This is a genomic window from Enterobacter cloacae complex sp. 372C4, from assembly GCF_050030615.1.
GTDB classification, from domain to species: Bacteria; Pseudomonadota; Gammaproteobacteria; order Enterobacterales; family Enterobacteriaceae; genus Enterobacter; species Enterobacter intestinihominis.
In genome coordinates this window covers 3,178,949-3,201,167 of the sequence record NZ_JBLGUQ010000001.1, presented here as the reverse complement: position 1 = coordinate 3,201,167, position 22,219 = coordinate 3,178,949, and the positions used below count along the sequence as shown (strand labels likewise).

Below are 22,219 nucleotides of genomic sequence, written 5' to 3'. Positions count from 1 at the left end.
CGCACGATGGCGAGGCTTAATATTCATTCATGTCACACACAACAACGGCAACATATACGAATTATTCTGCTCATTTGTTCATTGGAAAGCAAGCACGTTATGAGACTTTTTTGCAATTTTCCTCACATTTTCGCGATCGTTAAACGCATTTTGCAGCGGTTGATACAAACAGAACAGCGCCGCATTGATGACATCCTTCACTTCCCGGCGAATGGTTGAGATGCTTGGGCGCTTGTACTGGTTACCGGCTCGCGTCTTCATCAGGCGTGGTTTGCTGACAGCATGCTGCCATGAAGCGATCCGTATCTCGCTGGAGTTGCAGACGTAGTAAGCGAAGATAACCCGCCAGGCATTTTCATCCACATTCTTCAGGTAGTGGCGAATGACAGCATCAATGAGCATTCCGTCATCATCACTACATACCGGCCGTGATGCTTGCTGGGGCTCGACGGTAGCCATGAATCTGGCAATCATGTTGATCATCGCTTTATCAATCTTGCCGGTCTGGCACCATGCGCCCCACAACTGGAGCCACTGGTCTACCCATTGATGCTGGTCGTTGGTTAATTCCAGTTTCATTATGCGGCTTCCTTCTGTGGCTGGTTTGTTTTGGTCTGGCTGTGCTTTGCTACTGGCGGCATGCTGGCGCGCTTAACGCTTTCTGCCTGGTACCGCAGGAAGTCTGTGTGATTCATTCGGCCTCCAGTTCGGTGATGGTCAGTTCAAGCCTGCCGCCTTTGACGATTGGCATCCTCTTCACGCTGTAGTAGTCGACCTGCTGGTCATCGAGCCAGAACCCGGATTTCGTCAGGGCGTCGAACGCGGCCTTTTGCAGATTGTCCAGGTCGCGGCGGCGGCGATCCGGCATATGGCACTCAATGCGTATTTTCACGGGTGTAGCCAGGCCGATATCCAGCATTGAGTCTTTGATGATTCTGGCGACGCTGTCGCGGTACGCCTGCCCTTCTGCGCTGATGTGCGTACGCCCGCGGTTATGCCGGTAGTAGCGGTTGTTGCTCGGCGGCCACGGGAGGCTGATACGGTATTCATTCATGCTTTTACGAGCCCCTCTTTAAGCCAGATGACCTGCGTGCGAGCCATGCCCTCCAGCGCGCACTCCTTTGCGTATTCGGAATCGACCAGGCGGGTGCGGCGATCAATCTCGTCGTGGCAGCTGCTGCATGCGATGGTGGCGATCAGATCAGGCGGCTTTATTCCTGTGCCGCACAGACCCGCCAGGCGGATATGTGCCAGCACTGAGGTTTCAGGATTGCCGTTGCAGACTCCCGGAATGCGTACCTGACATTCGCGGCCGCGTGCGGCCTTGCATAAATTAGCCATGCGCCCTCCGTGCTGCGAGGCGCAGCCATTTCTGATCAACCAGGCGGGCGGTGTAGCCCTTCAGTGTCGGGATGTCTGACGGCTTAACTGCGGGCTTACGCTTGCGGCGTACCGGAACGCGGAAGATTTCGTTTGTGATGACGCGGGAAAGTGGAGTAGACATCAGGCCTCCTGCTTATCGCGCAGATGCTGGTACTCGCAGCTCTGCGGGATGGTCAGGTGGCAGCCGATATTCATCGCCCAGGCTTCGACTTTGCACAGAAAAATGTACATCTCGTCGGTTTCCAGTTCTGAAGTATGGCGGAGTGACTGCACGGTAGTGACCTCTCCGGACACGACGTCTACCCGGTCCTTGCTTTCGTAGCCGAGATAGGTGTGCTTCATCGCGTCTTTGACCCACTCAGGCGTAGCGAAGGTCTTGCCGCGGGCGATGAGGTATTCGCTGATTTCGGTGTACCACATGTGGCTGAGCGCGTTCTGCGACAGACTGCGTTTCTCGCGCCACGGCTTAACCTGAAGGCGGAAGCATTGGCCTGCATCCAGCAATGGCTGAATTTGCTGGCCTATGGCCGCGAAGTTGCCGCGATGGAGTTTGATACCGTCTACTGGCAGAGTCATACGGCCTCCTTAAAGGAAACCGCAGAATGCAGAAAATCGCAGGTGCATTTCTGCATCTGTGACAAGGTGAGGAGTTCAGATTGTGGTCGCATTTAAGTCCCCTTAAATGCGCAGAAGTCACCAATGGGTGTTCAGTCCATCAGCAAAGAAAGTATGGACGGTTGATTCAACAAAATCAACTGAAGAGAAAGGCCCCCGAAGAGGCCTGAATTTTTGCGTCAAAGCGGTTTTACGTCGCACTTAGCCTCGGGCCGATGTATGCGGATCGTCATTCCACTGTGGGTGGTGATCACCATGCTATCCCCAGGATTGATATCAGCCAGATCAAAAGCCTCGTAAAACGAATCCATAGCTAGGGTTTTCTCGTCTTTCCGGTTCCACCAGCGCCAACAACGGCGAAACAGAATACCAATAAACCAGCCATACGCTTTGGCTACCAGGTAAAACCATGCAATCACCATAGTTGCGAAAAATAACCAGTCCGTTGCGCTGAAGTTTTTGAGCTCGTCCATCACTTCACCTCCTGCCGCTTGAATTTTGCTATCGGGTTATTCCATGCGTCGATATCTTCCTGAATGACCTTGCCAGAACCTTTGCATAGCCCACATTTAGCGATCCCGTGAAAGCATTCAGGGCATCTGACAAGCGGGCCAAACTGTCTTTTCCATGAAATCAATCTGGCTCTGGCCGCAATAACGTTGAGACTACTCATTGTCGGCCTCCTGCTGCGGCGCTGCTGCGAGCATGGCGCGGTAGGTTGGGTTGATAGCGTCATGTTCATTCATCGCGGTCCATCCAGCCTTGTTCATTTCCTCTGTCGGCTCAACCGGCACCACCACCCAACCATCCGGAATCACCGGAGAGTTGCCGCTCACAGCCTCCTGAAAGCGTTCAAGCTCCACGTACTCCTGACATGACCACCCGCCATCAATAAAATCGCGAGCTTCAACAGCGTCGAAAGTGAATGATGTTTCGCTGCCGGTTGGCGAGGTTAAGCCGTACAGGTCTGCTACCGGCTTAAACTGCGTGACCAGAATATTTTCCGTAATATTTTGTTGTGAGTTTTGTTGTCGATTGGCAGCTCGCTCAGCCTTCAACGACAGAGCAAGATACTGCTCCATCGACGTTTTGGCTCCGGCAATAATCTCGTCCAGCACATCATCAGTCAGGTCTTTATCTGTCATCATCGCAGTATATCCTCCACGCCAATCAACCCCTTCCTGCTCAAGTAGTCCATTGCATCGCTTTGTAACTTACTATCAGGATTGGCCTTTCTGAGTGAATGGGCTAAACGCTTAACCCACATGACCAACTCGCCCACGCTTTTGGTATCCTCATTAGTGAGGGCACCATCGGCACCCTGAAGAATGGCGGTGACAGCGTTGATAGCCTCAACTTGAGGCATCTCCATCATGCGATGATCGCTCGTTACTATGAATGGCTCAGAGTGCTTAAGCATGGCGGCGCGGCAGGCGTTCCAGCCGAGCGCGTAGTAATCATCAGAGGCTGACTTTTCGCCTTGAGAATGAATAGCATCAGGCACAGATACCGGCGCTGGCGGGGCGGCGCAATCACATGGAACGCTTATTGGCTCGCCCCAGGGTTGCGTACCGCCACTATCAGCCATGCCTGTGTCGTTGCATTTAGGGCATGGTCTGCCCTCAAGCGCATTCAGTAACGTACGGATCTCATGTTGTTGTGCTGCTATCATGGAATCTTTGGCTTCCAACTCATCTAGCAGTGCCAGCACGGTGGACGGGGTTAGAGCCTCATTGAATTCATCGCGATCATAACCCCAACTATCGGATTCTGCTCTCTCCGCCGCTTCACGCAGCCCCTGTTTGTTGATGTTGCTCATTGGAACCTCACATGATTCTTCCAGCGATTCTGTGCTGCGCTCTTTTTGAATTGATGCCCTTCACGGCTAACACCACCTAGCGTGAAGAGAACCATGCGGCGATTGCTTACGTTCAGCCACTGGCGCGGGTAGCAGTTTTTCAGGGCGCGAAGAATGATGATTTTTGCTTTACGGTTTTTCATGACTGCACTCCTTTGCGAAGCTGGGCGGCGAAGTCACCGCAAATAGTTGCCGCTGCATCAAGGCCGACCTGTTCGTCCTGATAGCAATTAACAATTGCATTGCTAATTTTCAGGCAAACTTCATCTACTGCGGCGGCCCGCACTTCAGCCAGGAAAGCGTCGGTCGCCGGGGTTTTGTTCATGATGTAGAAATCATCACCCTCCTCCATGACGCTTGGATCGCCCGACATTTCAGCGTGTTTTTCGGCGCTGTAAGACTCTACTCTCACCAGCCCAATTTCTTTAGCCACTTCCTGAATCTGATAGCCTGTGATGTCACAACCATCGAATGCTGCGTTGATGGCGAAGATGAAAAATCGTTTAAACCCGTGAGCTTCCGCAGCCAGCGCCGCGCATCTGGCTTCACCTTCAGCCACGCCAGCCTGGTACGCTTCGAACATGTGCTGCGTCATCTCGTACACAAAGCTTCTGTCGTCTTCCATCGCTGGCGAGCAGCCGTTGTTGTTCTTGGTAAACCACTCGATAAATTTCTGTTTCATACCCCTACCCTCCCACAAACCATCAATACCCTTCTCATCGCCGGACTGTTGCGGCACTCCTGAAATATTCCGTTGGTGCAACTGCGCGCAGTACCAGCCTGCTCTTCCGGCGTAGCCAGGCGATAAGTCACCGTTCGCCAGACCTTGCTCACCCGGATAATTTTTCGAGACTTTTCCAGATCGAGAGCGTTCTTCGTGATGCAGTTGATGGTCATGCCGCACTCTGTGGCCACATCCTTCGCGGTGAAGGTCCGGTGCGTTTCGAGATAACGCAGAATTGCCTGTTTGCCTTTCATCAGAAGCCCCCTTTCTTTTTCGGCTGCTGCTCGCGCCCGCGGCGTTCTGCGGCGGCGGCCTGCTGGTCTGTGTCGTAAATTGCCCCGTTGATCTGATTGCAATAAACCGTACCGGTACTGCCGTGGCGGTTGAGCCGCAGGATTAACTCGGTTTCTCTAGGCGGCACGCTGTCATCGAAAGCACCTTCCCGGTGGATGCCAACCCAGTAGTCGCAGTCCTGCTCAATCTGTCCTGTGTCGCGGGAATCGCTCGGTAACGGGCGTTTATTCACTCGCTTCTCCAGTTCACGGTTGAGCTGGGTCAGCAGCACGACGACGCAGCGAAGCTCTTTGGCGAGGTTCTTCAATCCTTTGGTGATCATCCCGTAGGCCAGGTCATTACGGTCTGCTTTTTCGGCAGTCATCAGTGTCAGGTAGTCAACCAGAATCATGCCTACGCAGCCTTTCTCGCGCTTAATTCGACGGCATTCGGTAACGATATGCGCCAGTGACAGACCAGGAGTGTCGTCGATGTACAGCATGTCGATTTCACTCAGTCGGCCGGCTGTAGCGATCGCCTTCTTAAAGTCGCCGTCGTAGTCGCCCTGGTACTGGTCATCGGCGTCATCCGTGGCTGGCATGTAAAAAATGCTCGGGTTAATGCCGGACTTCTGTCCAACCAGTTTTTCGAGGATCTGGTCGCCTGGCATTTCCAGGCTGAACATCAGCGCTGGCTTCTTCTCACGAACCGCGCAGTTGATCGCCATCTGCCCGTACAGGGTTGTCTTGCCCATCTTTGGCCTTGCGCCAATCACGAACAGAGAGCCTTTAACCAGACCTTTCGGCGCCAGCAGCCGATCGAGTGACGGGATACCGGTGCTCATGCCGCGCTGTTCGCCTGAAGGGTCAAATCGTTTCTCCAGATCTGCTACCCAGTCATCCATAACCTCGCCGAACGACCGCAATCCACGGCGACTGCCGGTTTTTGAATGGTCTGCGAGCTGGGTGAAAATACCCTGAATGGCCTCGTACTTCTGCGTGGCGCTCATGCCGTTGCGGGAATACAGCAGCTCAGTAGCTTCGGTTAGGCGGTTGATACCGTAGCGCTCCATTGCGGCTTCCCGGACTGATGCTGCGTAAGCAACGATGTTTGCAGCGCTGGGAGTGTTCTTGGCTATCTCCGCCAGGTAAGCAAAGCCACCTACCTGCTCCGCTAGCCCTTTGCCTTCGAGCGCGTCAAACAATGTCAGACCATCGACTGGCTTGTTGTCGCGAAACATCTGGCGCATCTCGGCAAATATCAGCTGGTGAGGTCGGCTGTAAAACGACTCAGGCTTGAGCATCGCCAGAACCTTCTGGACTCGCTCGCTGTTGTCATCGTCCAGCAGCAGGCCACCGATAACGCTCTGCTCTGCTTCGAGGTTTTGTGGTAAAGCCATGAATTCAGCGGTCATCACGATCCCCCTCGCGCACTTCGATGTAGAGCTTTTCGGTCAGGAACTTATCGAATTTCATGCGGCGCCATGTCTTCCCGGATTTCTGGTCTGGTCGGTCTTCAAGCATCCAGCGGCAGTTCTGAGCGATGTAGCGCAGATAGCTTCTGAAACCGTCCATATCCATCGGCTTGCCGTCCAGGTTGCGGGCAATCTTGTTAGCCTTACCCCAGAAGGTGCGGATCAGATTGCGTCGCTCATCAGTGAGGCATCTCCATCCCCTGGCTTCAGGCAGTTCGTCTTTCAGGCATTGCCACACTTCATCGCATGACAAACGAGACTTTTTCTCTTCAGCGGGTTTCTGGTCATTTGCGACATACTTACTACCGTTAGGTAGTAAGTTATTTAATATATTGTTATCTGTGGACACTGGCTGGACATCGGCTGGACACTCCACCTCAACAGGCATTGGTACGACTGCGTTTGCGCTGGACACTGGCTGGACATCGGCTGGACAAAAATTTGACTGATATTCGTCATATTTGACCACTTTTAGAACAGTAAAACGGTTGTTCGATTTGGTGGTGATCATGCCCAGGTTCTGGAATTTACGTAGCAGTGATTTAACGCGATCAGCGGTCAAACCTGTTTCCATTGCCAGCGTGTTTCGCCCGGTAATAAACTCTCCGCGTTCGCAGATCACATCGCCAACATCAGTCGAAACCATTGTCTGTTCGTGATTAGCGCGCAGGAGCAGGTGAACCCATAAATGAGCCGCCTCAGCGTCCTTGTAGAACGGCACATCCATAATTTTACGGTGCAGCAAGGCAAACCCCTTACCGTCATTCGTGCGCGGTTTCTGGAGCCTTCTGGCCTCTCTGGCTTCGGCTAAATTGGATACGTTACCCACGGCCACTCTCCTTACGTTTCAGTTCTTCCAGGATGGCGCGCATCTTCTCTGCCACAATCGGATTAACCGCGCGGATGAAGCGGTCGCGGGTTATGTTTTTATGTACAGCGGTATGGTAATAGCGTGGATTTTTTGCCATTATTCCTCCTGCAATGAGTGCACACGATTTGCATCTGAAGGCCAGTTCTGTTCGCGCAGACTGGCTTTCGCCATTTTTGAAACTTCCCATCACATAACCCCCAGCATCGACGTCACCATCGTCATCAGCGGCCCTACTTGCTCCGGCATGAGGCGGAACAGCGAGGCTATACCTTCGCTTACCTCTTTCAGCTTCTGATGCTCTGGAGCGTCCAGAAGTACTGCCTGCTTAGCTTCGGCACACTCTTTCATCGCAGAGGCGATCAGCGACATCGTGTCGTTCTGCGGCGCTAGGCGGTTGCGAAATTCCAGCGGCAGGACCGCCATGATTGCGGGTGTCAGCTGGCGCACGTTCTCGCGGTACTGATCGGAGTCGAAGCGGTTATCCAGGAAGCGAAACAGCTTCTGACGCGACCGGCTGATGTCGTCCGGGAAGTTGATGGCGGTCCCGCCCTGCTCCCGGTATTCGTTAATGATCAGCGCCGAGACAACGTCCTGATTGTCCAGCGCCGATGACCATGCACGGACCGCATCGCGGATCTTTTCGTGGTCTGGCGCCGCCTTAGGTTGAGCGCGGTTTATCATCGCTCCCGTGTGTATTCCGGTATTGTGTTGATACGCAAGTGAATGCATTGCTTTCCCTTTCGTGGTTAGGGCCGCCGTTAAGCGGCATGGTTGTCAGGGTGTGGAAAGATGGACGGCAGGTCCGGGCGGAATTCATGAGCCTGGATTTCACCACCAACCGCTTTCACCAGTTCAGGAACGTGAACCGGGGAGATGCGTTTCTTTCCGTTAAGCCAGTCGCAGATAGTGGACTGGGCTTTACCGCAACGTTTTGCCAGCTCTTTCTGGCTGCCAGCGATGGCGATCGCTTTCTCTACTGCGGAGTTCTTCTCTACTGTTGGGGTCTTCATAATCACCTCAGCTATCAGTTTAAAGCGATTATGGTTATCACTTTAGCGAATGTCAATCGCATAGGCGATTTTTTGCTAAATAATCGCTTGAGCGATAGAGTTAAAGGAGTCATTAACAGAGGTGAATATGGGATTCTCGGAGCGCCTGGCGCAGGCAATGAAACATGCTGGATATACACAGGGCCGATTAGCCAAGGATGTCGGCATGGCTCAGTCCAGCGTCAATAAGCTACTCAAGGAAGCTAACGGCTCTCGTAAGACTGTTGAGATCGCCTCTGTACTGGGTGTGCGGCCGGAGTGGCTGTCTACTGGTGAAGGGGAAATGGCTTCAAGTAGCGCAAGAGAACCGTCTGCGCTATACCAGGTTAAGCCGTCAATGAATGGGATTTACCGCGTGGATGTACTCGACGTTAAAGCCAGCGCTGGGCCGGGCAGCATTGTCACCAGCGATTTCATTGAAACTATCCGAGCCATTGAATACACGACTGAGCAGGCGCGAGCCTTGTTCGGCAATCGTCCAGCTGCGCATGTCAAAGTGATCACAGTTAATGGTGACAGCATGGACGGCACTATTTCACCTGGTGATCAGATCTTCGTTGATACCGGTGTTACGCACTTTGATGGTGACGGTGTATACGTCTTCGTATTTGGGAAGACACTGCACGTTAAGCGCCTGCAGATGCAGCGAGACAGGCTGGCAGTAATATCCGATAACCCGATTTACGAAAAATGGTACGTCGAGCCTGAAGATGAGGACGTGTTCTACGTCATGGCTAAAGTACTGCTGAGACAGTCAGTCGATTATAAAAGATTCGCATAACAAAATTTACACAGTAATTACTCTGGGATGGGAAGATGAAAAAATTAGCAGCTGTAGTTATCGCCTCTGCATTGCTCAGCGCGTGTGCGCAACCACCTTATGCCCGTATTGCTTCTGATTACGATCAGAAGATGGCTGAGGCTAAAAAACATGATGCCGAGTTTGCCGAGAAGGTGAGAAATATCAATCTTGAAACAGCCGATGTCGGTGAAAAGCCTAAGAACTATAAAGAGCTGGTTCAGGCAACAATCAAGGATGCCTTAAAGGATCCTGATTCCGCGAAATTCAGCGACTTCTCTCCACTCCGCAAAGAGGTTATGGTTGAGAACAGGAACTTTGTTTACGGTTACTCAACGTGTGTTTTCGTGAACGCAAAAAATTCTTATGGCGGATACACAGGTAAGCAACTCTACTGGGCCTTTATCCGTAATGGACAGGTTCTTAGGTTTAAGAATACCAATGACGAGTACGGAGACTTGATCTTCGTAGGCAGGAAAGTTAACTGCAACTGATTAACCAACCGGCGAAAGCCGGTTTTTTTATACCTCCATCTACTACCTTCAATTCACTCCCATCAAACCGCCTTCAACATCACTTTTTTCTACTTCGTTTAAAAAAATATCGCTTTAACATTCAATGAATTATCACTTTATCGATGATAAATATCGTTTTGGCGATTGACTGAAATAATCGCTTTAGCTATTGTTAGCCCATCGAAACGAAACACCGACAGCTGAGCGAAGTTAGCCAGCGGCGGACAGCAAGTCGCCTGCTTTTTAACAACATGCAGATTTACAGCGTCAATGACCTGTTAAGACCCCTACACGTAAACGTGCAGTATCACCGGGTGCGATCCGGTCGGTGAGAGAGTATCCCCGCGCGAGAGCGAGAACGGCGTGAGAACGGGCAACACTGGCAGGGAGTTGGCGCTGACCAATACAGGGAATGTTTTGGGATTGGATGAATGCGCAGGCTGATGCGCGGAAAGAAATGCCCCAGCGGCACACGAGGCTAGTTCACACACTGCAATGCAGTCAGTAGCCGGGGCCGCTATGCCGGAGATCAGCGCCGGCCATCCAATCACCAAAGCATTTCGATTCATCAACCCACGCAACAAAGGAGCTTCTATGCGACGGCAAAGCCACAACGCTCACAAATAATCGGTACCACAAATGCTTTCGGAAACCCCGTCGATGTCGGGGTTTTTGGTGAGTGCTTTGGGCTGGCAGACGGTTATCAGCTAGTTGGTGAGGTAATGGCTCACCAAGGCGACGACGGCCTTCCCTGCTTCATTGTGGGGAGCCAGCACCAAAGCATTTCTCCCGCATCAGCGGGTAACGACAGAGGGTAAGGCGATGGCAATAGATGCGACGTTAAAAGTTAAACAAATTAACTCTATTAACCCATACGGCGACGGATGGAATAGGCATATGGAAATCGATATCGACAGTATCGAATTAGTTGAATGTGTTAAGCCTGAAGAAATTATTTCTGAGTACACGGCGGCATCACTTCTTGATGCAATGGATGAATCGGATGTGGTTCGCTGGCTTGAAAACGAAGGTTACACAGTAACAAATGATTAACCCGCTCCGGCGGGTTTTTTATCAGTCATACATAGGCAGATTTTCGAGTCTGCCCATTTATGACAACCGGCGGCCATCCACCGCCCATTAGCGCAGAAGTCTTGTTTAACGTTCGGCGGCGCGGCCTTAAGCGTGGAGATGAATATGAGCAAAGAAAATCATGGCGGACCAGCTTTTCCTCACATAAGAAAGCCGGTAGCCCCAGGCGTGGAAGAGGTTATTACCAATGGTGGTATGTCGCTGCGAGACTATTTCGCAGCAAAGGCAATGCAGGGCAAATTGTCCAATCCTGAATGGATGGCAAGTGATGCATGCACTGCAACTGAGGCCTACGAAATGGCAGACGCAATGCTACGCGCCCGGGAGGCATCATGACAGTAACCCACAACGGAAAGCAGTACACCGCCAAAAAGCTCAACGATAACGAGTGGCAGCTGACGTCGTTATCGGCACCGCGTGACAAGCTGACGCTTAACCGCTGGCAGATGCATATCGCTGGCCTCCTGGAACAGGTTGAGGTGAAGGTATGACTATCAATCATCAGTTGCTGCGGCTTGCGCAGCAGAAAGCTCGTGACGCCAAAGCGCAGCGCAATGGCGCCAAATGGATGGAAGCCAACGAAGAGATGAAAAGAGCTGCTGGCATGCCGTGGTATCGCGGACGTCAGGTTTCGACGCAGTAATTATTCCTCATGCCTGATTACCCTGACTATCCTTCGCCGCATATCCTTGTAATTCTGAGCAATATAGTCACCAGTCCTCAGGTTATAGATAGTAACGTCAGTATCGGGAGAATCAGGATGGAATTGCTCCACAAGCCATTCATCATCATCACCTGATATAGCAACCACGTCCCCTTCACTGAAAGCAATAAATTCCATGATCGCAACCTCTTTAATGGTGGAGTCATGAATTTAGCCAATCAGCAATAAATCATCAAATTCACGCGCTTTGGTAGCCAATTTGTACCGGGCTTTGCACATCCAAATTTCAGGAGTTCAGCCATGAACGCATTCCTCACTTACGACCGTATCGAAGACCGGCGCTGGGTTGAGCAGCAGCTCACCGACGAGAAAGAGAAGTGGATCGACGACCGGGCGCAGCAAATCATCGACATGATGCCAAAAGAGCCGTCCGGCCTCTTCCACTTCTCCGTACCGATTGACGCCAGTCCATACGAAGGACTTCGCAGCGATAAAGCTGGCGAGGCCTACAACGATTTCATTTCGGCAGTTGCTTACGCCCAGGCGGAATACGACTGGGAACACCGTACCGGCTGCCCGTTCTAAGGAGGGATTATGAGCTTAACCCTTGTTGATTTCGTCAAACAACAGGAGCCGCTTTTCATTAAGGCGGCCACTGACGAGCGGATGGTGTGGGCGAAGGAAAGTCAGTTCGCCATCCAGCTATTTCAGAACAACGACTACCTCGCGAAAGTTGCATTCCAGAACCAGACCAGCACGCAGAACGCAATCATCAACGTTGCGGCTATCGGTATTTCGCTAAACCCAGCTCAGAAGCTGGCTTACCTGGTTCCGCGTAAAGGGGCTATTTGCCTAGACATCAGTTACATGGGCCTGATGCACATCGCGCAGCAGTCTGGCGCCATTAAGTGGTGCCAGTCGGCTATTGTTCGAAGAAACGACCAGTTCCGCCGCGAGGGGCTCGATAAGCCGCCAATCCACATCTACAACGACTTCGATACTGAAGAGCAGCGCGGGGACATCGTAGGCGCGTATGTAACGGTAAAAACTGACGATGGTGATTACCTCACCCATACGATGCGCATCGATGCCATCTACTCCATCCGTGACCGCTCAGAAGCGTGGAAGAAGTACAAATCCGACAATAGCAAGAAGTGTCCATGGGTCACCGATGAAGAGCAGATGATCCTCAAGACGGTCGTGAAGCAGGCAGCAAAATACTGGCCTCGCCGTGAGCGCCTGGACGCCGCCATAGACCACGTTAACACCGAGGGCGAAGAAGGTATCAACTTTACAGCAGAGCGTCAGCCTGAGCGCGATATAACGCCGCTTAGCGAAGCCACGCAGAAAGAGATAAACGACCTCCTTGTCTCTTTGGATAAGACATGGGATGCCGATCTTCTCCCTCTCTGTTCACGCATTTTCAAACGCCCTATCTCGCAGCCAGCCGACCTAACAGAAATGGAAGGTGTTAAGGCTCTCGGGTTCCTCAGGCAAAAGGCGGCAGCATGACACCAGAAATTATCCTGGCCCGGACCGGTATCGACGTAACTACTATCCAGCAAGGCGACGAGGCATGGCACCGGCTGCGCCTCGGCGTTATCACCGCCTCTGAAGTGCACAATGTCATCGCCAAGCCAAGATCGGGAAAGAAGTGGACAGACATGAAAATGTCCTACTTCCACACGCTGCTTGCCGAGGTATGCACAGGCGTCGCGCCAGAGGTTAACGCCAAGGCGCTGGCCTGGGGCAAGCAGTATGAAGAAGACGCCCGTGCTCTCTTCGAGTTCACAACGAACGTAAAAGTCACGGAGTCTCCGATCCTGTTCCGTGACGAGAGCATGCGCACTGCGTGCTCTCCTGACGGCCTTTGTAGTAACGATTTCGGCCTTGAACTGAAATGCCCATTCACCTCCCGAGACTTTATGAAATTCCGCCTTGGCGGTTTTGAAGCCATCAAGTCTGCGTACATGGCCCAGGTGCAGTACAGCATGTGGGTGACCGGAAAAGACGCCTGGTTCTTTGCCAACTACGACCCGCGCATGAAGCGCGAAGGAATTCACCACATCGTCGTTGAGCGGGATCCGCAATACATGTCCGACTTCAACGAAATGGTGCCGGAGTTCATTGAGAAGATGGACGAGGCGCTGGCGGAGATCGGATTCACGTTCGGGGAGCAGTGGAAATGAAACGCACACCCTTTTACCGCAGGCCCGGGAGAACCGGGCAATTCTCCGGCCTCCGTGAGCGCGTTATCTGGATGATCCAGACGCGCGGCCGCCCGGTAACCGGCAGCGAAATTGCCGAGAAGTTTGGCGTAACGCTCATTGAGTTTAACCGGGTGGCCAACGGCATTACCCGCGGCGCCGGACAAATAGCGCAGATTGTCGCGTCGGAAAAATGGCTCAACGAGGACGGCATCTGCGACCGGACTTTCGACTTGGTCACGAAGCCAAAGGTTGTAACGCCGCAGGGCAAATCACGACTATTCACCCGGCGCGCCATAGAGCAGTCGCAGGAAGGTAGACGGCAGGAGTGCATAGCGCGTGCCGCCCGCCGTAGCCGCCTGATTGCTCAGGGCCTCTACATCGACGAAATGGAGTCAGTGCTATGAAAGCGTGGTCACTCGAAGAGCTGGCGCTGCTGTGGCGATACTCAAACGCCGAAGTCGCAGAGATTACCGGCCGCAGCATTGAAGAGGTCGGAGATAAGCGCCTGCAAACGAATATTGAACGTAATGGCTGGGATGTTAACGATCCGGAGCGGGAGGATGTATGACCGAAAAATACTCTCTTATCTACGCTGATCCTCCCTGGTCTTACGGCAACACCATCAGCAACGGCGCTGCCGCCGATCACTACTCCACCATGAAGCTCATCGACATCAAGCGCCTGCCAGTGTGGGAACTTGCCGCCGAAAACTCGGTGCTGGCGATGTGGTACACCGGCACGCATAACCAGGAGGCTATCGAACTGGCCGAGGCCTGGGGATTTACAGTTCGCACGATGAAGGGCTTTACCTGGGTGAAGCTGAATCAGAACGCCGAGTTGCGCATCAACAAGGCGCTGGCCGAGGGTGGAGTCACCGACTTTTACGACTTCCTCTATCTGCTTAACGCCGAGACGCGCATGAACGGCGGCAATCACACCCGGGCCAATACAGAAGACCTGTTGATTGCCACCCGCGGCGCCGGGCTGGAACGAAAGCACGCAGGGATTAAGCAGGTGGTATACAGCCCGCTCGGCGCGCACAGCGAAAAGCCGTGGGAAGTTCGGCACCGGCTGGAGTTGCTTTACGGTGATGTGCCACGCATTGAATTATTCAGTCGCAGCGCAGCGCCAGGCTGGCATCACTGGGGAAATCAGTGCGCCACCGCCGCGGTGGAACTGCTGCCCGGCTGCGCCATCGACGTCGTGAAAACGGAGGCCGCATGACGCCAGCGAATGAAAACGCCGTCCGCGCCGCCTGCCGCCGCTGCACCGAAGAAATCCAGCAGGCCATGCGCAAGAAGCCAAAGCCTAACTGGAACGAAACTGTGCCTCCCATCATCAACAAGCATCACAAGAAAATTGAAGCTCTGGGAATTAGCCTCCTGGAGTTCGTCGTTTACACAGGCAGGCTTAATCGCCGCTTCGGAGTGGAATCGTGAAAGTTTATATTGCCGGGCCCATGAGCGGCCTACCTAATTTTAACCGCGCCGCTTTTAACCATGCGCATTTTCATCTCTGGTCGAAAGGCCATATTGTTCTGAATCCCGCCCGTCTACCAGATGGATTAACCCAGGCCGAGTACATGGACATCTGTCTGTCTATGCTTCGCTGTGCTGATGCTATCTACATGCTTGAAGGCTGGGAGCACTCCGCTGGTGCCCGAGCGGAGAATGCGCTGGCCGAGAAGCTTGAAATGGAAATTATCTTCCAGGAAGAGGAGCGTGCCGCATGAACAGAGCCTCGCCCGTTGATTTGAGGAAGAGCCTCGAAATCGCCAACAACCTGGCGCACATCGGGATTCGCTTTGTGCCGATTCCGGTGGCGACCGAGGAAGAATTCCACACGCTGGCCGCAGAGTTATCGCGACGGCTTGAGCAGATGGCTGTCGAAGCCGAGAAGAATGAAGGCGGTGCAGCATGAAGGCACTAATCACCCGGGAGCTTAAGGCTCCTTTTTTATTGCTGGCGTTCACCTTCAACAGAATTAACAGACAGTTCCGGGAGAACTGATTATGTCGAAAGTACTTAAAGGTGAGCGCTTCCAAGTTGGCGAGATCTGGCAGTCGCCGCGGGGCTTCCTCTACAAAGTTGTCGATGTTGCCGGGAAAGAGGCAGTACTTCGCATGGGGACGCATGGCCTTGGGCGCAAAACAAAGCGATGGGTTGACGCCATCAGTGGTTGGTCGCTGTATGTGGAGGAGGAGTGATGGATTACAGCAAGCTGAGTGATGGGGAAATCAGCGTCAGGCTGGCCTATTTCCTTTAGCCAAAATACAGCGCCACCATTCACCCGCATGAAAGTACCGGCGCCAATTTGTCGTGGAATTGGTTTAACACGGTGCAGAACACTGGTTATTTCCCGCTGCGTCGTGCCGAAGAGCTATTCCCGGCAATGAAGAAGCACCGGATCGGCCTCACACCATCAGGTAAGACCGTCTGGCAGGCATCCCACGAATCGGGCATCAGCGCCACTCACCGGAACCCACTTCGCGCCGCGGCAATCGTCTATCTCCTTTTGCAGGAGTCAGCCAATTTTCAAGCTAATTCAGCGCGGCCAGATATTCGCTGACCAGCATAACTGGCCCGTCATTATCCACAGCAGCACATCAGAAGTTGTCCGCTACTGGCGACAGGGCCGGATCAACACCGCGTCAATCGACAGATTTATTAACGATTTCGAACCGCTCGATCACCGGGAGGCGGAGCAGATCCGCGCCGAACTGGAGACGAGCGAGCACATTAAACGCCTGCGCGCTATGCGTGCGGCATGAGGAGAGAATATGTCAGACCAAAGCAAATTTTATGATTACTACATGGTTGAAGGCGATGAAGTGAAGTCGCTTATTGCAGGTTATGACGATATCAGAGAGCAGCGTAACTCTATTCTCCCTGAAGCGGCCGGCAAGGTCGGCGCTATTGCGTGGACAACGTCCAGTGGATGGGGTGGCGGAGGCGGTTTGCTAAATGGTTTTGTATGGGAGAAGGGATATCAATTCCCCTGCCCTATGACCATTAAGCGTGAAGAGATGTTTGATGGTAAGCGAGTGGTGCTGGGGAGAGGGAAAGGGAATACAAAAGAGGGCCGGGCTTACAACAAAGAGCTCGACTCGGTAATGGAGGAAGCCAACAAAAAGCTGAAATCTCTGCCTGAGTGGAAAGACTACATCGTTAACCACTACGGCATTATGCGAACCGGCATCGGCGGCCAGTCTGGACGTGGCTTCGGTTTCGCGATGCTCTCTACATATGGCGGTAAGCACCCGGGCCGTGATGACTGCCTGGTATTCGCTATCCCGAACAATAAAGAAGAGCGGCATGGCGAAGTAGAGATACCGGGAAACTTCCAGAAAATAACCTACGGGCAGTTTTACGACATCGCTAACCAGCCGAATGACTGACGCAACTGATAGCCAGTTATGAGCTGGCTATTGGGTGCGAAAGCACTGCCACGTTATCCCTTTTGCCCGGCCCCGCGCCGGGTTCTTTTTGCCTGGATGAAATGCATGGTTGAGGCAAAAACACTGACAGCCAGACAGGCGGCCGAGCTACTAATCACCTCACCGAGAACTGTTTACCGTCTTATCGATTCTGGGCAGCTGGCCGGGAAGAAGATCGGGAACAAATACCGCACGACCGACGTTGCCTGTATTGCGTATTTACATGACCCGCGCGATCCTGTTCCTGCGAGCGCGGGTGAACATAAAGGAGAAATTTTATGTCAATCACCCTCAGAGGCGGCGTCTGGCACTGTCATTTCGTTACGCCGTCAGGGAAAAGAATTAGACGATCTCTTGGTACGGGGGACAAGAAACAAGCGCAGGAGCTGCACGACAAGCTGAAGGCTGAAGCGTGGCGGGTGGATAAAATTGGGGAGCTTCCGACGAGGACATTCGAGGAATGTTGCATCAGGTGGATCCGCGAGAAGGAGCATAAGCGGTCACTTGATGACGATAAGACCAAAATCGAATACTTCCTGCGGCATTTCTCCGGCCGGGATATTTCAACCATCACGGCTGAACAGGTTCATGAAGCTGTTTCGAAGATGGTCAACCGTAAGCATATTCAGGTCTGGGAGTCGCGCAGGGACGCGGCTATACGCCGGGGGAAGGAACCGCCTCCTTATGTTGAGAAACCGGTAAGCCAGGCTACAAAGAGTCAGCACCTTTCTTTCATGCGATCTCTGTTCAAGGCTGCGGCTAATGACTGGGGCTGGATTAAAACGGCCCCGGTTATAAAAACCAAAAAGCCGATCAGCAAACGCATCCGATGGCTGACCAGGGACGAGGCAGAACGGTTAATTGCCTGCATGCCGGAGTCGATAAAGCCGGTGGTGATATTTGCACTGGCAACCGGCCTGCGCCGCTCCAACATCATTGATCTGGAGTGGCAGCAGGTCGATATGCAGAGAAAGGTTGCATGGGTAAATCCGGAGAACGCGAAGGCGGGCAAGGCTATCGGCGTGGCTCTGAATGATACCGCATGCAGGGTGTTAAGGGATCAGATCGGGAAAAGTTCCAGGTGGGTATTCGTTCACACGAAGCCATCAACGCGCCCGGATAAAACCGTCACTCCGGCTGTCCGAAAAATGCGAGTGGATGACAATGTCGCCTGGCGCATTGGACTGGAAAGAGCTGGTATAGAGGACTTCCGTTTTCACGACCTCCGGCATACCTGGGCGAGCTGGTTAATTCAGTCCGGCGTTCCGTTGTCTGTTCTGCAAGAAATGGGCGGCTGGGAGTCCATCGAAATGGTGCGTCGATACGCTCACCTGGCACCGAACCACTTAAGCGAACATGCACGGAAAATTGATGCCATTTTTGGCAACCATGACACAAATACGACACAAGGAGAAAATCAGGCTGGCTTGAAACTGGCGTAAGCGCCTGTTTTTAAATGGCACGCCCTGTAGGATTCGAACCTACGACCTACGGCTTAGAAGGCCGTTGCTCTATCCAACTGAGCTAAGGGCGCACGGAGAAGAGTGTACTTCGCGGTGGTGAAACGCCTGGAATTATACGGTCAATGCGTAGTGAGTCAATGCCTTTTCCACCTTCTCTGCCGTTAATGACTAGCTGATTGTAAATACGGCTGTTTTTTCAACATTTATCCCTCTTTTACGGGCTGCGAAAAGGCTTAGCCGCTTTTAAGTAACGCCTGCTGTTTTCCTGTTTACTTCCCCTTCACACTGTCCTGCGGTATCCCGGCCGCCTGGAGGCTGGAAATGAACAGGACGACGGAGTGACAGCGCCAGACCAGACAGGTTTCCCCTCGTGCGTGCAGCACATCTCACACGACATTACAGGCATCAAGCTTGAACCCATTGTCGCCCTCTCCTCTTCGCGCACGGTAGGGGCTGAAGTGCTCAGCGTGCTGTCACCGCATCAGCAAAGCGAAGGCTTTTTTCACGACTGGTCCGCTGCTCGGGCGCTTATGCTGCTGGAAGCACAGATCGCTGCGTTAAAAAAACCCTTTCCCTGCGACAACCTTTTCATAAATTTGCCGATAACCGTTCTGACCATACCGGAAATGTTCCAGCGTTTACTGCAACTTAACAGCCCACCGCTGAACATTGAACTCGTGGAGCCTGCTTCCTTCTTTTCTCTCTCAGACCCGGCACGTCTGAGGGTGAGTTGTGCGCTTCAGCAGTTGACGGCGCAAGGACATCGGATCTGGTTGGATGACATTGATGAAGCGTCAGGGCGCGCGTTTTTGTCCTGCCGCATGCCGTTAAGCGGAATAAAAATCGATAAGATCGCTTTCTGGCGTTTACGTGCAACGCCAGCGCTGGCAAACCTGGTCACGCTTTGTTCAAAAATTGCTGAAAATGTACTCATAGAAGGCATTGAAACAGAAACGGACCGTAAGTTTGCGCTTCAGGCTGGCGCGCGCTTCGGTCAGGGATATTATTGGCCATCCTGGAGATGGCAGGAGGACTGAACGGTCATCGCCAAGAGGGAAGCTATGCGAATGACAGTACGCCGTTACCGGCGTCGTCGGACAGGAAGTGATTCACCGGGTTCAACGCACTCGCCTTTTGCTCTCCCATTTTTTGATCGTCTCGAATATTTGAGCCAGTCAATCAACCAGACCCGCAAAACCGATGCTCCCTTTATCGTCCTGGTCACACAGGATAACTTTTTCCGTTCCGGTTTTCTGAGCGGGCACTCTCCCCTGAGCAATTGCTGTGACTATTCCACCCTGGAAGCCGCCCTCAGCGATCTGAATCAGTGGCCTTCATCACGTCTGGTGGTAGATGTAGAAAGCCGCGCCTCGCCGCTTATTGACCTGCTGGACCGATTACGACGCCACAGCCTGTTCGCCCCCTACCTGACACCCTACCTGCTCATTCGCGCCGATGATTACGATACACGCCTGTTTTGCAAAGCGGCTGGCCCTTTTCATGTGCTTGAACGGCAACTTACGCCGCGGGCTTTGCAACAAACCTTGCTGGAAGCGCCGTCACCCGCCGGCCACCGGAAAGAGTGGTTTTCACGTGATGAATGGCCGATCCTGCAGGCGCTGTCGCAGGGTAGCACCCTGCGACAGATTGCTCAGTTACAGAACCGCCCCTATAGCCGCATTATTTACCGTCTCAGCTGCATCCTGGCGAAACTTGGGCTGAATCATCGTCATGAGTTGCTACATCTTCTCAACAACCTTTCAGATTTCACGTATTAACGTATTCAGTAACCCCTTAATTCCTAAAGACCTTTAAGAAAATACTTAGGACATATGTTAATTTTTTGTGTTTTTTAACAAAACTTTCGATTTTATAACTATTCCTAATTCTTCATCTTAAACCATGCGAAATGCTGCCTGTACGCTAAACGAGAGTCATTTTATCCATGCGTTAAGTTTCTGACGCTTCCGTTAACAGGATGATAATGGTGTAAAAACAAGCGATTTATCTGTGAATAAAAGCGATGAGAGGTGAAGAAAACAGCAGATAGTGCTGTTTTGACGAAGGGATCATCCTCCTGGCCTGAGGCGTTAGAAATGAGGCGATGACGCGCTAAAGAGCGGACATCAGAGGTAGCGGACAGGCGGAAAACACTTTGTCACGACCTGCGTATTGTTAACATTTGATCAACATACAGTAAGATCGTTTATTTTTTGTTATTACATAAAGATGAAACTGTGTGGTAAATGCAATATCAGGACATTTTTGCTAATTTTAAAAAGTTAGCGATTCAGATACAGAAGATAATAATCATCAATATATGGACATTAATTTACAGGCTTTTCGGACAATACTTAAACGGTATAATAAGACGTGTTTGACACGCGAATAAGAAAAATCATTTTGCCATAACAGCCTTATGAGATAACTGCGCTCAGGCATTGATATCACCACTACGTAAACAAGGATGCTTTCGCTCTTCCCAGGGATCTACCGTACAAGGATCTGCGTAATTATCCTTCCGGCTTTTAGAGAGTTTTAACAAAACTCAGCATAACGCTTTTAACAATCTGAGGCATAAAAAATGAAACCGGCATCCGTTATCATTATGGACGAACACCCTATCGTCAGAATGTCGATAGAAGTCCTGCTACAGAAAAATAAAAACATCCAGGTCAAACTGAAGTCAGGCGACAGCCACGAAGTGCTTGACTGTATACGCAACCACCCCATCGACCTGGTCATTCTCGATATCGAAATGACAGGCACGGACGGCTTCGTATTATTGAAAAGAATCAGAAACTTAAATAAAGATATTAAGATTCTCTTCCTCTCTTCGAAATCTGAAGCCTTCTACGCAGGGCGCGCCATCCGCGCCGGGGCAAATGGTTTTGTCAGTAAGCGGAAAGATCTGGGGGAAATTTATAACGCGGTGGAAATGATACTGACGGGCTATTCTTTTTTCCCGTCAGAAACATTGAGTTTTATAAACCATATAGGCTCCCGGACAGGCGCCGCTGTGGATATGCCATTATCGAATCGTGAAGTGACGGTTCTGCGATATCTGGCGAACGGATTATCTAATAAGGAGATTGCGGATCAATTATTACTTAGCAACAAAACAATTAGCGCTCATAAGTCTAATATCTTTTCCAAGCTGGGCGTACAAAGTATCGTTGAATTAATTGATTACGCGAAAGCGCACGAATTACTGTAATCCTTCCCTCTCCCTGCAACATATAACCGTTACAGGGAGAGGGGATACGATTAATTATAATTAATCATGAAAGTTGCATCGGCATCAGCCCGGCCCGGCTGCGGGTTATCCGCCGTGGCGATATAATTGGCATAAAACGACAGTTCGGCATTTCCCTGCGCATCCACCGACACCGTCTGGCTGGCCTGCTGCAACGCGAGGCGCGTTTTATCCCGGTCGAGGATCTCCACGGCCACGTTACTGGCCGCGCTGGCATCATTCAGCGCCAGCAGGCTGTTATCATGCCCGTCCATCTTCCCCGTAAATGTGATCGAAGCCGCCCCCGGCGGGCATCCGGTCAGCTTCAGGGTGAACGGTACAGGCTGCGTCCGGCTTCCCGTTGTGCGGAGCTGTTTCGTGGGCCAGGTGCCGAGCGTGACGGTTTTATTGCTGTCGTCCCCCTCCGCCACGCAGGTAAAATCCACGATATTGCCATAGAGCTGAATGTTAATTTCCCCAAGCGCTGTCTCTGCGTGCGCAGGGGAGCAAAGCGCAAAGAGCGCGACGGCTATATACCGCATTCCGTTTCGCATACCT

General features: G+C 52.2%; 44 protein-coding genes and 1 tRNA gene. 24 read left to right on the top strand and 21 right to left on the bottom strand.

The window, feature by feature from the left end; genetic code table 11:
* Positions 1–78: 78 nt before the first annotated feature.
* The 18 genes from ACQG11_RS15580 to ACQG11_RS15495 all read right to left on the bottom strand — a co-directional run bounded on the left by ACQG11_RS15580 (position 79) and on the right by ACQG11_RS15495 (position 8,208).
* Positions 79–579 carry an antiterminator Q family protein gene (locus ACQG11_RS15580; protein ID WP_426728532.1) on the bottom strand — a complete coding sequence of 167 codons (501 nt, stop codon included), beginning with the start codon at positions 577–579 and terminating at the stop codon, positions 79–81.
* Positions 579–695 carry a hypothetical protein gene (locus ACQG11_RS15575; protein ID WP_094166857.1) on the bottom strand — a complete coding sequence of 39 codons (117 nt, stop codon included), beginning with the start codon at positions 693–695 and terminating at the stop codon, positions 579–581. Before ACQG11_RS15575 ends, ACQG11_RS15580 begins: the two co-directional genes overlap by 1 nt.
* Positions 692–1,054: a crossover junction endodeoxyribonuclease RusA gene (gene rusA, locus ACQG11_RS15570; protein WP_058683371.1), complete on the bottom strand. Its 363-nt coding sequence runs from the start codon at positions 1,052–1,054 to the stop codon at positions 692–694. Before rusA ends, ACQG11_RS15575 begins: the two co-directional genes overlap by 4 nt.
* Complete coding sequence (locus tag ACQG11_RS15565) at positions 1,051–1,341, bottom strand: DUF1364 domain-containing protein (RefSeq protein ID WP_112793087.1); 291 nt, start codon at positions 1,339–1,341, stop codon at positions 1,051–1,053. The genes rusA and ACQG11_RS15565 overlap by 4 nt, the downstream gene beginning before the upstream one ends.
* Complete coding sequence (locus tag ACQG11_RS15560) at positions 1,334–1,504, bottom strand: NinE family protein (RefSeq protein ID WP_426728531.1); 171 nt, start codon at positions 1,502–1,504, stop codon at positions 1,334–1,336. Before ACQG11_RS15560 ends, ACQG11_RS15565 begins: the two co-directional genes overlap by 8 nt.
* Complete coding sequence (locus tag ACQG11_RS15555) at positions 1,504–1,959, bottom strand: YbcN family protein (RefSeq protein ID WP_426728530.1); 456 nt, start codon at positions 1,957–1,959, stop codon at positions 1,504–1,506. Before ACQG11_RS15555 ends, ACQG11_RS15560 begins: the two co-directional genes overlap by 1 nt.
* Positions 1,960–2,177: 218 nt before the next feature.
* Positions 2,178–2,471: a DUF4752 family protein gene (locus ACQG11_RS15550; RefSeq protein WP_426728529.1), complete on the bottom strand. Its 294-nt coding sequence runs from the start codon at positions 2,469–2,471 to the stop codon at positions 2,178–2,180.
* Positions 2,471–2,671, bottom strand: a complete 201-nt coding sequence (locus tag ACQG11_RS15545) for a hypothetical protein (RefSeq protein WP_199023950.1) — start codon at positions 2,669–2,671, stop codon at positions 2,471–2,473. The genes ACQG11_RS15550 and ACQG11_RS15545 overlap by 1 nt, the downstream gene beginning before the upstream one ends.
* Positions 2,664–3,146, bottom strand: coding sequence for a hypothetical protein (locus tag ACQG11_RS15540; protein ID WP_426728528.1), 483 nt, complete (start codon positions 3,144–3,146; stop codon positions 2,664–2,666). Before ACQG11_RS15540 ends, ACQG11_RS15545 begins: the two co-directional genes overlap by 8 nt.
* Positions 3,143–3,817 (bottom strand): ead/Ea22-like family protein, encoded by a 675-nt coding sequence (locus ACQG11_RS15535; RefSeq protein WP_426728527.1) that lies wholly within the window; start codon positions 3,815–3,817, stop codon positions 3,143–3,145. Before ACQG11_RS15535 ends, ACQG11_RS15540 begins: the two co-directional genes overlap by 4 nt.
* Positions 3,814–3,999: a hypothetical protein gene (locus tag ACQG11_RS15530; protein WP_060460437.1), complete on the bottom strand. Its 186-nt coding sequence runs from the start codon at positions 3,997–3,999 to the stop codon at positions 3,814–3,816. Before ACQG11_RS15530 ends, ACQG11_RS15535 begins: the two co-directional genes overlap by 4 nt.
* Positions 3,996–4,538, bottom strand: a complete 543-nt coding sequence (locus ACQG11_RS15525) for a hypothetical protein (RefSeq protein WP_063152992.1) — start codon at positions 4,536–4,538, stop codon at positions 3,996–3,998. Before ACQG11_RS15525 ends, ACQG11_RS15530 begins: the two co-directional genes overlap by 4 nt.
* Entirely contained in the window at positions 4,535–4,834 is a 300-nt protein-coding gene (locus tag ACQG11_RS15520; RefSeq protein WP_058660810.1) for a hypothetical protein, read from the bottom strand. Before ACQG11_RS15520 ends, ACQG11_RS15525 begins: the two co-directional genes overlap by 4 nt.
* Entirely contained in the window at positions 4,834–6,267 is a 1,434-nt protein-coding gene (locus ACQG11_RS15515; RefSeq protein WP_426728526.1) for a DnaB-like helicase C-terminal domain-containing protein, read from the bottom strand. The genes ACQG11_RS15520 and ACQG11_RS15515 overlap by 1 nt, the downstream gene beginning before the upstream one ends.
* Entirely contained in the window at positions 6,257–7,156 is a 900-nt protein-coding gene (locus tag ACQG11_RS15510; protein WP_045325430.1) for a hypothetical protein, read from the bottom strand. The genes ACQG11_RS15515 and ACQG11_RS15510 overlap by 11 nt, the downstream gene beginning before the upstream one ends.
* Entirely contained in the window at positions 7,149–7,295 is a 147-nt protein-coding gene (locus ACQG11_RS15505; protein WP_426728525.1) for a hypothetical protein, read from the bottom strand. The genes ACQG11_RS15510 and ACQG11_RS15505 overlap by 8 nt, the downstream gene beginning before the upstream one ends.
* Positions 7,296–7,384: 89 nt before the next feature.
* Entirely contained in the window at positions 7,385–7,927 is a 543-nt protein-coding gene (locus tag ACQG11_RS15500; protein WP_180239219.1) for a toxin YdaT domain-containing protein, read from the bottom strand.
* Positions 7,928–7,956: 29 nt separating this feature from the next.
* Positions 7,957–8,208 carry a transcriptional regulator gene (locus ACQG11_RS15495; RefSeq protein ID WP_001514164.1) on the bottom strand — a complete coding sequence of 84 codons (252 nt, stop codon included), beginning with the start codon at positions 8,206–8,208 and terminating at the stop codon, positions 7,957–7,959.
* A 127-nt stretch (positions 8,209–8,335) separates the two neighbouring features.
* Between ACQG11_RS15495 and ACQG11_RS15490 the strand changes: the two genes are divergently transcribed.
* The 6 genes from ACQG11_RS15490 to ACQG11_RS15465 all read left to right on the top strand — a co-directional run bounded on the left by ACQG11_RS15490 (position 8,336) and on the right by ACQG11_RS15465 (position 11,296).
* On the top strand, positions 8,336–9,028 hold the full coding sequence (locus ACQG11_RS15490; protein ID WP_126680762.1) for an XRE family transcriptional regulator: 693 nt from the start codon (positions 8,336–8,338) through the stop codon (positions 9,026–9,028).
* Positions 9,029–9,063: 35 nt separating this feature from the next.
* Positions 9,064–9,540, top strand: coding sequence for a hypothetical protein (locus ACQG11_RS15485; RefSeq protein WP_063407876.1), 477 nt, complete (start codon positions 9,064–9,066; stop codon positions 9,538–9,540).
* 843 nt (positions 9,541–10,383) lie between these two features.
* Positions 10,384–10,614 (top strand): hypothetical protein, encoded by a 231-nt coding sequence (locus tag ACQG11_RS15480; RefSeq protein WP_023330696.1) that lies wholly within the window; start codon positions 10,384–10,386, stop codon positions 10,612–10,614.
* A 144-nt stretch (positions 10,615–10,758) separates the two neighbouring features.
* Positions 10,759–10,989 carry a hypothetical protein gene (locus tag ACQG11_RS15475; RefSeq protein WP_042889510.1) on the top strand — a complete coding sequence of 77 codons (231 nt, stop codon included), beginning with the start codon at positions 10,759–10,761 and terminating at the stop codon, positions 10,987–10,989.
* A complete protein-coding gene (locus ACQG11_RS15470) occupies positions 10,986–11,144 on the top strand; it encodes a hypothetical protein (protein WP_042889509.1) in 159 nt (52 codons plus the stop codon). Before ACQG11_RS15475 ends, ACQG11_RS15470 begins: the two co-directional genes overlap by 4 nt.
* Positions 11,141–11,296, top strand: a complete 156-nt coding sequence (locus tag ACQG11_RS15465; RefSeq protein ID WP_063216521.1) for a host cell division inhibitory peptide Kil — start codon at positions 11,141–11,143, stop codon at positions 11,294–11,296. The genes ACQG11_RS15470 and ACQG11_RS15465 overlap by 4 nt, the downstream gene beginning before the upstream one ends.
* On the opposite strand, the gene ACQG11_RS15460 is transcribed toward ACQG11_RS15465, so the two are convergent.
* The gene (locus ACQG11_RS15460; RefSeq protein ID WP_063216523.1) at positions 11,297–11,494 is read right to left on the bottom strand and encodes a hypothetical protein; all 198 of its coding nucleotides are present in this window, start codon (positions 11,492–11,494) and stop codon (positions 11,297–11,299) included.
* Positions 11,495–11,617: 123 nt separating this feature from the next.
* Between ACQG11_RS15460 and gamL the strand changes: the two genes are divergently transcribed.
* The 15 genes from gamL (at position 11,618) to ACQG11_RS15385 (ending at position 18,405) form a co-directional block, all read left to right on the top strand.
* Positions 11,618–11,902, top strand: a complete 285-nt coding sequence (gamL, locus tag ACQG11_RS15455; RefSeq protein WP_426728524.1) for a host nuclease inhibitor GamL — start codon at positions 11,618–11,620, stop codon at positions 11,900–11,902.
* Between the two features lie 9 nt (positions 11,903–11,911).
* Entirely contained in the window at positions 11,912–12,829 is a 918-nt protein-coding gene (locus ACQG11_RS15450) for a recombinase RecT (RefSeq protein ID WP_063845056.1), read from the top strand.
* Complete coding sequence (locus ACQG11_RS15445) at positions 12,826–13,506, top strand: lambda exonuclease family protein (RefSeq protein WP_426728523.1); 681 nt, start codon at positions 12,826–12,828, stop codon at positions 13,504–13,506. Before ACQG11_RS15450 ends, ACQG11_RS15445 begins: the two co-directional genes overlap by 4 nt.
* Positions 13,503–13,931: a regulator gene (locus ACQG11_RS15440; RefSeq protein WP_148744802.1), complete on the top strand. Its 429-nt coding sequence runs from the start codon at positions 13,503–13,505 to the stop codon at positions 13,929–13,931. The genes ACQG11_RS15445 and ACQG11_RS15440 overlap by 4 nt, the downstream gene beginning before the upstream one ends.
* On the top strand, positions 13,928–14,095 hold the full coding sequence (locus tag ACQG11_RS15435) for a hypothetical protein (RefSeq protein WP_163382735.1): 168 nt from the start codon (positions 13,928–13,930) through the stop codon (positions 14,093–14,095). The genes ACQG11_RS15440 and ACQG11_RS15435 overlap by 4 nt, the downstream gene beginning before the upstream one ends.
* Positions 14,092–14,751 (top strand): MT-A70 family methyltransferase, encoded by a 660-nt coding sequence (locus tag ACQG11_RS15430; protein ID WP_180252285.1) that lies wholly within the window; start codon positions 14,092–14,094, stop codon positions 14,749–14,751. The genes ACQG11_RS15435 and ACQG11_RS15430 overlap by 4 nt, the downstream gene beginning before the upstream one ends.
* A complete protein-coding gene (locus tag ACQG11_RS15425) occupies positions 14,748–14,966 on the top strand; it encodes a hypothetical protein (protein WP_332964038.1) in 219 nt (72 codons plus the stop codon). Before ACQG11_RS15430 ends, ACQG11_RS15425 begins: the two co-directional genes overlap by 4 nt.
* Positions 14,963–15,259: a DUF4406 domain-containing protein gene (locus ACQG11_RS15420; protein WP_042889503.1), complete on the top strand. Its 297-nt coding sequence runs from the start codon at positions 14,963–14,965 to the stop codon at positions 15,257–15,259. Before ACQG11_RS15425 ends, ACQG11_RS15420 begins: the two co-directional genes overlap by 4 nt.
* Positions 15,256–15,447 carry a DUF1382 family protein gene (locus ACQG11_RS15415; RefSeq protein ID WP_221696721.1) on the top strand — a complete coding sequence of 64 codons (192 nt, stop codon included), beginning with the start codon at positions 15,256–15,258 and terminating at the stop codon, positions 15,445–15,447. Before ACQG11_RS15420 ends, ACQG11_RS15415 begins: the two co-directional genes overlap by 4 nt.
* Before the next feature lie 91 nt (positions 15,448–15,538).
* Positions 15,539–15,733: a hypothetical protein gene (locus ACQG11_RS15410; RefSeq protein WP_016042163.1), complete on the top strand. Its 195-nt coding sequence runs from the start codon at positions 15,539–15,541 to the stop codon at positions 15,731–15,733.
* Between the two features lie 107 nt (positions 15,734–15,840).
* Positions 15,841–16,095 carry a hypothetical protein gene (locus ACQG11_RS15405; protein ID WP_426728522.1) on the top strand — a complete coding sequence of 85 codons (255 nt, stop codon included), beginning with the start codon at positions 15,841–15,843 and terminating at the stop codon, positions 16,093–16,095.
* The gene (locus ACQG11_RS15400) at positions 16,058–16,297 is read left to right on the top strand and encodes a DUF4222 domain-containing protein (protein ID WP_045338795.1); all 240 of its coding nucleotides are present in this window, start codon (positions 16,058–16,060) and stop codon (positions 16,295–16,297) included. The genes ACQG11_RS15405 and ACQG11_RS15400 overlap by 38 nt, the downstream gene beginning before the upstream one ends.
* A gap of 9 nt (positions 16,298–16,306) precedes the next feature.
* Positions 16,307–16,924 (top strand): Eac protein, encoded by a 618-nt coding sequence (locus ACQG11_RS15395; RefSeq protein ID WP_103142882.1) that lies wholly within the window; start codon positions 16,307–16,309, stop codon positions 16,922–16,924.
* Between the two features lie 18 nt (positions 16,925–16,942).
* On the top strand, positions 16,943–17,365 hold the full coding sequence (locus ACQG11_RS15390; RefSeq protein WP_426728521.1) for a helix-turn-helix domain-containing protein: 423 nt from the start codon (positions 16,943–16,945) through the stop codon (positions 17,363–17,365).
* The gene (locus tag ACQG11_RS15385) at positions 17,248–18,405 is read left to right on the top strand and encodes a tyrosine-type recombinase/integrase (RefSeq protein WP_234783191.1); all 1,158 of its coding nucleotides are present in this window, start codon (positions 17,248–17,250) and stop codon (positions 18,403–18,405) included. Before ACQG11_RS15390 ends, ACQG11_RS15385 begins: the two co-directional genes overlap by 118 nt.
* Positions 18,406–18,420: 15 nt before the next feature.
* Here ACQG11_RS15385 and ACQG11_RS15380 read toward each other — a convergent pair.
* A tRNA-Arg gene (locus ACQG11_RS15380) sits at positions 18,421–18,497 on the bottom strand.
* A gap of 303 nt (positions 18,498–18,800) precedes the next feature.
* On the opposite strand from ACQG11_RS15380, the gene ACQG11_RS15375 reads away from it, so the two are divergent.
* The 3 genes from ACQG11_RS15375 (at position 18,801) to fimZ (ending at position 21,643) form a co-directional block, all read left to right on the top strand.
* Complete coding sequence (locus ACQG11_RS15375) at positions 18,801–19,463, top strand: EAL domain-containing protein (protein WP_032670951.1); 663 nt, start codon at positions 18,801–18,803, stop codon at positions 19,461–19,463.
* Positions 19,464–19,487: 24 nt separating this feature from the next.
* Positions 19,488–20,204: a response regulator transcription factor gene (locus tag ACQG11_RS15370; RefSeq protein ID WP_022647312.1), complete on the top strand. Its 717-nt coding sequence runs from the start codon at positions 19,488–19,490 to the stop codon at positions 20,202–20,204.
* 806 nt (positions 20,205–21,010) lie between these two features.
* Positions 21,011–21,643: a fimbria biosynthesis transcriptional regulator FimZ gene (gene fimZ, locus ACQG11_RS15365; protein ID WP_022647311.1), complete on the top strand. Its 633-nt coding sequence runs from the start codon at positions 21,011–21,013 to the stop codon at positions 21,641–21,643.
* Positions 21,644–21,693: 50 nt separating this feature from the next.
* Here fimZ and sfmF read toward each other — a convergent pair whose 3' ends face one another.
* Positions 21,694–22,215 (bottom strand): fimbria assembly protein, encoded by a 522-nt coding sequence (sfmF, locus tag ACQG11_RS15360; protein ID WP_022647310.1) that lies wholly within the window; start codon positions 22,213–22,215, stop codon positions 21,694–21,696.
* Between the last annotated feature and the right edge of the window lie 4 nt (positions 22,216–22,219).

Coding starts and splice junctions, on each gene's coding strand:
- ACQG11_RS15580 (WP_426728532.1), bottom strand. CDS start 579: ATGAAACTGGAATTAACCAACGACCAGCATCAATGGGTAGACCAGTGG.
- ACQG11_RS15575 (WP_094166857.1), bottom strand. CDS start 695: ATGAATCACACAGACTTCCTGCGGTACCAGGCAGAAAGCGTTAAGCGC.
- rusA (WP_058683371.1), bottom strand. CDS start 1,054: ATGAATGAATACCGTATCAGCCTCCCGTGGCCGCCGAGCAACAACCGC.
- ACQG11_RS15565 (WP_112793087.1), bottom strand. CDS start 1,341: ATGGCTAATTTATGCAAGGCCGCACGCGGCCGCGAATGTCAGGTACGC.
- ACQG11_RS15560 (WP_426728531.1), bottom strand. CDS start 1,504: ATGTCTACTCCACTTTCCCGCGTCATCACAAACGAAATCTTCCGCGTT.
- ACQG11_RS15555 (WP_426728530.1), bottom strand. CDS start 1,959: ATGACTCTGCCAGTAGACGGTATCAAACTCCATCGCGGCAACTTCGCG.
- ACQG11_RS15550 (WP_426728529.1), bottom strand. CDS start 2,471: ATGGACGAGCTCAAAAACTTCAGCGCAACGGACTGGTTATTTTTCGCA.
- ACQG11_RS15545 (WP_199023950.1), bottom strand. CDS start 2,671: ATGAGTAGTCTCAACGTTATTGCGGCCAGAGCCAGATTGATTTCATGG.
- ACQG11_RS15540 (WP_426728528.1), bottom strand. CDS start 3,146: ATGATGACAGATAAAGACCTGACTGATGATGTGCTGGACGAGATTATT.
- ACQG11_RS15535 (WP_426728527.1), bottom strand. CDS start 3,817: ATGAGCAACATCAACAAACAGGGGCTGCGTGAAGCGGCGGAGAGAGCA.
- ACQG11_RS15530 (WP_060460437.1), bottom strand. CDS start 3,999: ATGAAAAACCGTAAAGCAAAAATCATCATTCTTCGCGCCCTGAAAAAC.
- ACQG11_RS15525 (WP_063152992.1), bottom strand. CDS start 4,538: ATGAAACAGAAATTTATCGAGTGGTTTACCAAGAACAACAACGGCTGC.
- ACQG11_RS15520 (WP_058660810.1), bottom strand. CDS start 4,834: ATGAAAGGCAAACAGGCAATTCTGCGTTATCTCGAAACGCACCGGACC.
- ACQG11_RS15515 (WP_426728526.1), bottom strand. CDS start 6,267: ATGACCGCTGAATTCATGGCTTTACCACAAAACCTCGAAGCAGAGCAG.
- ACQG11_RS15505 (WP_426728525.1), bottom strand. CDS start 7,295: ATGGCAAAAAATCCACGCTATTACCATACCGCTGTACATAAAAACATA.
- ACQG11_RS15500 (WP_180239219.1), bottom strand. CDS start 7,927: ATGCATTCACTTGCGTATCAACACAATACCGGAATACACACGGGAGCG.
- ACQG11_RS15495 (WP_001514164.1), bottom strand. CDS start 8,208: ATGAAGACCCCAACAGTAGAGAAGAACTCCGCAGTAGAGAAAGCGATC.
- ACQG11_RS15490 (WP_126680762.1), top strand. CDS start 8,336: ATGGGATTCTCGGAGCGCCTGGCGCAGGCAATGAAACATGCTGGATAT.
- ACQG11_RS15485 (WP_063407876.1), top strand. CDS start 9,064: ATGAAAAAATTAGCAGCTGTAGTTATCGCCTCTGCATTGCTCAGCGCG.
- ACQG11_RS15480 (WP_023330696.1), top strand. CDS start 10,384: ATGGCAATAGATGCGACGTTAAAAGTTAAACAAATTAACTCTATTAAC.
- ACQG11_RS15475 (WP_042889510.1), top strand. CDS start 10,759: ATGAGCAAAGAAAATCATGGCGGACCAGCTTTTCCTCACATAAGAAAG.
- ACQG11_RS15470 (WP_042889509.1), top strand. CDS start 10,986: ATGACAGTAACCCACAACGGAAAGCAGTACACCGCCAAAAAGCTCAAC.
- ACQG11_RS15465 (WP_063216521.1), top strand. CDS start 11,141: ATGACTATCAATCATCAGTTGCTGCGGCTTGCGCAGCAGAAAGCTCGT.
- ACQG11_RS15460 (WP_063216523.1), bottom strand. CDS start 11,494: ATGGAATTTATTGCTTTCAGTGAAGGGGACGTGGTTGCTATATCAGGT.
- gamL (WP_426728524.1), top strand. CDS start 11,618: ATGAACGCATTCCTCACTTACGACCGTATCGAAGACCGGCGCTGGGTT.
- ACQG11_RS15450 (WP_063845056.1), top strand. CDS start 11,912: ATGAGCTTAACCCTTGTTGATTTCGTCAAACAACAGGAGCCGCTTTTC.
- ACQG11_RS15445 (WP_426728523.1), top strand. CDS start 12,826: ATGACACCAGAAATTATCCTGGCCCGGACCGGTATCGACGTAACTACT.
- ACQG11_RS15440 (WP_148744802.1), top strand. CDS start 13,503: ATGAAACGCACACCCTTTTACCGCAGGCCCGGGAGAACCGGGCAATTC.
- ACQG11_RS15435 (WP_163382735.1), top strand. CDS start 13,928: ATGAAAGCGTGGTCACTCGAAGAGCTGGCGCTGCTGTGGCGATACTCA.
- ACQG11_RS15430 (WP_180252285.1), top strand. CDS start 14,092: ATGACCGAAAAATACTCTCTTATCTACGCTGATCCTCCCTGGTCTTAC.
- ACQG11_RS15425 (WP_332964038.1), top strand. CDS start 14,748: ATGACGCCAGCGAATGAAAACGCCGTCCGCGCCGCCTGCCGCCGCTGC.
- ACQG11_RS15415 (WP_221696721.1), top strand. CDS start 15,256: ATGAACAGAGCCTCGCCCGTTGATTTGAGGAAGAGCCTCGAAATCGCC.
- ACQG11_RS15410 (WP_016042163.1), top strand. CDS start 15,539: ATGTCGAAAGTACTTAAAGGTGAGCGCTTCCAAGTTGGCGAGATCTGG.
- ACQG11_RS15395 (WP_103142882.1), top strand. CDS start 16,307: ATGTCAGACCAAAGCAAATTTTATGATTACTACATGGTTGAAGGCGAT.
- ACQG11_RS15390 (WP_426728521.1), top strand. CDS start 16,943: ATGAGCTGGCTATTGGGTGCGAAAGCACTGCCACGTTATCCCTTTTGC.
- ACQG11_RS15370 (WP_022647312.1), top strand. CDS start 19,488: ATGCGAATGACAGTACGCCGTTACCGGCGTCGTCGGACAGGAAGTGAT.
- fimZ (WP_022647311.1), top strand. CDS start 21,011: ATGAAACCGGCATCCGTTATCATTATGGACGAACACCCTATCGTCAGA.
- sfmF (WP_022647310.1), bottom strand. CDS start 22,215: ATGCGAAACGGAATGCGGTATATAGCCGTCGCGCTCTTTGCGCTTTGC.